We start from the raw sequence: 4305 nt of genomic DNA, 5'->3' as shown, positions 1-4305 counted from the left end.
GCCGGCGACCGTCAGGTGCCGGACCCGCGGCCGACCGACCGGCCGCCGGGGTCACAGTCGCCGGGGTCACAGTCGCCGAGTCCGTCGGTGGCGGGCGGGCCGGTGGCAGGCGGACCGGGGGCAGACCTGCCGACCAGGGAGGATGCGCTGCGGGCGGCGGTTGCGGACGTCGACCCGGCCGATGTGGTCGCACTGTCCGACGTGCTGGCCGACCCCGGGCCGGAGATGTCCGCCGAGGGCACCGCCCGGGTGGCTCGTCTCGGCGCCGAGATCGCGGCGTTGCGCGGGCATCTCGGCGAAGGCCTGCTCGACCTGCTGCACCGGGTCATCGCCACCATCGGTCTGGACGTCGAGCTCACCGCCACCGACGCCGCCGTGCGCGCCCGCCGGGAGGAGAACGTCGCAGCCTTCCTCGACATCGCCGCCGACTTCACCGACCCCGACGGGACCACCTCCCTGCACGCGTTCCTCGGCTTTCTGCGCGCCGCCCGGGAGCACGAGCGCGGCCTGGACGTCACCGGTCCCTCCGGTGCGGACGCGGTCGCCCTGATGACGATGCACCGCTCCAAGGGCCTGGAATGGGAGGTCGTCGCCGTCCCGAACCTGAGCGCCGGCGTCTTCCCCGACGTCACCGTCCGCGACCAGTGGACGACCTCGACCGGCGTGCTCCCGGTGCCGCTGCGCGGCGATGCCGACGACCTGCCGGCGGTGACCGTCTCCGACCAGAAGTCAGACCACGACGCGTACGCCACCGAGGCCCGTGCCTACGCCGAACGGGAGGAACGCCGCCTTGCCTACGTGGCGGTCACCCGGGCGAAGTCGCTGCTGTTCGCCAGCGGCCACTGGTGGGGCCCCAGCCAGAAACGTCCGCGCGGCGCATCCGTCTTCCTCGAGGAACTCGCCGCGCACGCTCATGCCGGCGGCGGACGCGTCGATGTCTGGGCCCCACGCCCGGCCGAACGTTCCAACCCCGCCCTGGACACCCCACCCGAGTTCGCCTGGCCCGTCCCCTACGACCCCGAGCCGTACGCCCGCCGCCTCGAGGCCGCCCGCGAGGTCATCGCCCGCCTCGACGCCACCCTGCACCCTCGTCCGTCCGGTGCCGACACCCCGTCCGGTGCCGACACCCCGTCCGGCGGCGCCGGTTCGATCGACGGCACTGCCCAGGCTGCCGGCTTGGGCGAGATCGCGAGCGGTGACGGCGTGGCCGGCGGTGCGGCGGGATCCGTGCTCGACGGAGATCCGGCCGGACTGACTGCGGGAGAGCGGGCGCTGCTGAGTGAGCTCGACCGGGAGGCACGGCTGCTGCTGGCCGAGGAACGTGCCAGGCGGGCGCCGCAGCTCGACGTGCCGCTACCGGCGAACCTGACCGCATCCGAGATCGTTCGGATGCATGCCGACCCCGCTGCGTTCGCCCGCGAGCTGGTCCGCCCGCTACCGCGCCAGCCGGTCGCCGCCGCCCGCCGGGGCAGCCGGTTCCACGCCTGGGTCGAGGAACTGTTCGACCACCGGGCCCTGATCGGCGCGGATGACCTACCCGGCGCCGAGGACGCCGAGCTCACCGACGACGATCTGCGCGATCTCAAGGACGCCTTCCTACGAACCCCGTACGGCACCCGGCGGCCGTACGCAATCGAGGAGGCCTTCGAACTGTCTCTGGCCGGACGAGTCGTCCGTGGCCGCATCGACGCCGTCTACGCCCTCGGCGGCGGTCGGTGGGAAGTGATCGACTGGAAGACCGGCCAGTCACCCGCTGACGACCTGCAGCTCGCCGTCTACCGCCTGGCCTGGGCACGCCTGCGCGGTGTGTCCCCGGACGCCGTCGACGCCGCGTTCCTCTACGTCCGCACCGGTGAGCTCGTCCGTCCCCGCCCCCTGTCCGAAGCCGACCTCACCATCCTCCTCACCACCCCCACCTCTACCCCCGAGGCCCCATCCGCCCTTCCCCCGACCACCTCGTTCACCGCGCCCCTACCCCGGCCGTGACCATCCCGACCACCCCTGCCGCCGCCCCGACCTCGAACATCTGGACGGCGACCAAGGCGACCACGACCACCCTCGCCGCCCGCTTCACCGGCCTGTGCAGACACGATCTCCTTCGAGGCCGCCGAGCCGCCGCCGAACCGCCGCCGCCGCCGACCAATTCGTCGAACACCCCCCGATCTTGACGTTGCGTGCCTCCCGTGCCTCCGTCCCCGTGTCCCGTGTCCGCCGTGGCCGGCGACCGGTACGCCAAGTCACGGATTCCTGCCGAGGCGGAGTGAAGGTTCCGGCCCGCAGATCCTTCACCAAGCCTCGGCAGGAACGGATCATGGCTTTCGGTCATCCGTGACCGAGCCGGTTTCGTTGCAGGAAGTGGTGTGGGTGGCACGGAGGGTGCCGGTTGGTGGGTGTCGGGGGTGGATGGGGGCGGGGGTGTGCTGGTGGAACGTCCACCGGCCCCCGGGATGGTCACTCTCCGGCATGTCTGCGTGGAACGTGATGGCGGGCCTGCGTCTCGACGGGCCAGGACCACCGGTCGGGGGTCGGGCCGGACCCGCGGATCGCGGCGTCGCCACGGCCGACGTATGTGGCAGGAGGCGCGCCGGAGCACGTTCAGACCCACGTTCAGACCCACGTCGTGGCCGGGGTTTCGGGGCGGTCGGGGGAGAGCGAGGCGGGTGCCGGCCGAGACCGGGAGCGCGGGGTATCGAGATGGGTGCCATGGGTTACGGAACGGAACAGGGTAGCTGGCCGTGGGTCGTGGGCCGGGGACGGCGGGTCAGGGGGTGTGGGGCGTGGACGGGATGAGGTCGACGAGCAGGGCGCGGTGATCGGAGACGGGGGTGCGCTGGCAGTGCACGGCGCGGACCTCGCCGATCGGGCCGCGGGCCAGCACGTGGTCGAGCTGCACCTGGGGGGCGGGCGCCGGGTAGGTGGGCGAGGCGGCGAGTCGGTGCCAGCGGGTGAGCAGGCCGGGCAGGGCGCCGGGCAGGTTCAGATCGCCGAGGATGACGACCGGGCCGTCCATCTCGGCCAGCCGGCGGGTGAGCCGGCGCAGCTGCCATGCGTTCCATCCCGGGACGAAGGACAGGTGCGTGGTCACCACGGTCAGCGGCCCGTCCGCGCTGTCGAGGATCGCCGCGATCGCGATGCGGGGCTCGTCGTCGAGGAGGATGAGGCGTGCTCGGCTGCCCGGCCCGCCGCCGGGTAGCGCGATCGGTGAGCGCACCGGTGCCCGGCCGAGTTCGATCACCCGCCACTCTTGCACCGGCAACCGGCTGATCAGCGCGATGCCATACGCCGGCTCGCCAGCGTCGTCCTCGTGGCTACCGGTGATGGCGGGCCGTTCGCCCGCGATGTGCTGCCCGCCAGGGCGCGCGATGTCCGCCGGGCGCCAGGATTCGCCGGGGGTGCCGAAGACAGTGGGGACGAAACACCAGTCGCCGTCACCTGCGCCCATGGCCTGCGCAGCCAGCGCGGCGAGGTCGAGCTGACCGGAACGGGGCTGGTCACGGTCGACTTCCTGCAGGCCGAGCACGTCCGCGTCGAGGCCGGCGACGGCGTCGAGGAAGCGCTCCGCCTGAACCTCGCCGTCGGTGAGGGACCGACCGTGCATCACGTTGAAGGTGCCCAGTCGCACGCCGCCGACCGTACCGGACCGTGGGCGAAAGTGGCGCAGCCATGACCCCGCGGCACCGGGACCCCAGAAGAACACGCCGGCATCCCGTTCGAGGAGCGGGCATGACCCCGCGGCACCGGGACCCCGGCCGGACCGCGGACCGCGGACCGCGGACCGTGGGTCGTGGGTCGTGGGTCGTGGTGTTCGGGTGGCGAGGCCGTCACCCGGCCAGGACGACGCGATCCACGGTCTTCGGGGTCTCCACGGTCTGGACGGGCGCCCCGGCGATGTCGGTGCCGGCCGTGGCAGCAGTCCTGGGGGTGCCAGCAGTGGCAGCGACGCCGGCCCGCAGGACCAGTTCGAGGTCGAAGCGGATGTCGGGGTCCTCGAGGCTGGGGCCGAACAGGTCGCGCAGCTGATTCACGCGGTAGCGGACGGTCTGCGGATGGATGTGCAGGTGCTCGGCGATCAGGCCGCGCTGGCCGCGGAGGGAAAGCCAGTACAGCAGGGTTTCGGCAAGGCGTTCGCGGGTTCGGCTGGGGAGATCGTCCAGGGGGGCGAGGAGACGGGTGGCGAGGTCGGTGATGAGGCCGGGGTCGCGGGCGAGCAGCAGGGCGCTCAGACAGTCGTCGGTGAACAGCGGGTCGGCCGTGGCGGCGATGGCGAGGCGGCCGGCGGCGCGGGCGTCCCGGGCCGCGCGGGCC

General features: G+C 73.2%; 3 protein-coding genes. 1 reads left to right on the top strand and 2 read right to left on the bottom strand.

Translation table 11 applies throughout. The annotated features are described in order from the left end of the window. The coding region (locus tag ND747_RS20140) for a 3'-5' exonuclease (protein ID WP_251735401.1) at nucleotides 1-1986 on the top strand (1986 nt) is incomplete at its 5' end. A 775-nt stretch (nucleotides 1987-2761) separates the two neighbouring features. Here the strand turns inward: ND747_RS20140 and ND747_RS20135 are convergent. After that, nucleotides 2762-3622 (bottom strand): endonuclease/exonuclease/phosphatase family protein, encoded by an 861-nt coding sequence (locus ND747_RS20135; protein WP_251735400.1) that lies wholly within the window; start codon nucleotides 3620-3622, stop codon nucleotides 2762-2764. 199 nt (nucleotides 3623-3821) lie between these two features. Beyond that, nucleotides 3822-4305: helix-turn-helix domain-containing protein (locus ND747_RS20130; RefSeq protein WP_251735398.1), on the bottom strand; the 484-nt coding region annotated here is incomplete at its 5' end.

It is taken from the genome of Frankia sp. R82 (genome assembly GCF_023716925.1).
Lineage (GTDB): Bacteria > Actinomycetota > Actinomycetes > Frankiales > Frankiaceae > Frankia.
The sequence above is the reverse complement of the archived record's forward strand: the minus strand, read 5'-3'. Positions and strand labels throughout refer to the sequence as shown.